An 887-nucleotide genomic window follows, 5' to 3' on the forward strand; every position below is an offset into this window, starting at 1 on the left:
CTCCGCGCGGTCCGACGGCCGCATCACCGGGGTCCCCGGGTCGGCGCACGAGCCCGCGGTGGCGCAGTCGCTGCTCGCCGAAGCGGCCCGCGACGGGTCGGTGGTGTCCGGTCTGATCACCTGCGCGGGCGTGGCCGAACCCGCGGGGTCCTCGATCCTCACCGTGAGTCACGCCGACTTCGAGGCACTCATGGACGCGCACCTCGGGTCTGTCTTCGCGCCGTGCCGCGTGTTCGCACCGCATTTCGTCGCCGCCGGGGCGGGTGCCATCGTCACCACGTCCTCGTTCGCCTGGAAGGGCGACTACGGGGGAACGGGCTACCCGGCGGGCAAGGGCGCGGTCACCTCGTTGACCATGGCGATCGCGGCCGAGCTCGCCGAGCACGGCGTGCGGGCGAACGTCGTGTGCCCGGGCGCCCGGACCCGGTTGTCGAGCGGGCAGGGGTATGAGGACCAGATCCGGGAGCTGGGCCGCCGGGGGATGCTCGACGAGCTCAGCGTGGCCGGTGCCCTCGATCCGGCCGGCCCTGAGTACGTGGCGCCGCTCTACACCTATCTCGTCTCCGAGTTGGCCCAGGGTGTCACCGGCGGGGTCTTCGCCGGATCGGGTGGCTTCATCGGGCGATTCCCGGCCCCGGAGGCGCAGATCCTGGCGTACCGCGACTTCCACGACAGTCCGCCGTGGACCCCCGAGGAGATCGACGGCATCGTCAGGTCCTGATCGGGGCCGGGGCCGGCCCAGACGCGCCGGGGTCGTCCCGCCGCGTCGAGTGGTCAGACCCGCTCACGTTTTCCCAGTTCAGGTCGCGGGTTTCTCCGCATTTGTGACCACTCGTCGAGGCGCCCGCACGGGCCACGGCCGGGCCCGCGCCCGCACGGGCCACGGC

The 887-nt window shown here is 72.9% G+C and carries 1 protein-coding gene; it reads left to right on the top strand.

Annotated elements, in window-relative coordinates; all coding sequences use genetic code 11:
- Positions 1 to 721: SDR family NAD(P)-dependent oxidoreductase (locus IY392_RS16135; RefSeq protein ID WP_194861767.1), on the top strand; the 721-nt coding region annotated here is incomplete at its 5' end.
- Between the last annotated feature and the right edge of the window lie 166 nt (positions 722 to 887).

Origin of the sequence: Dietzia sp. SYD-A1 (genome assembly GCF_015356725.1) — a bacterium.
Taxonomy (GTDB): Bacteria; Actinomycetota; Actinomycetes; order Mycobacteriales; family Mycobacteriaceae; genus Dietzia.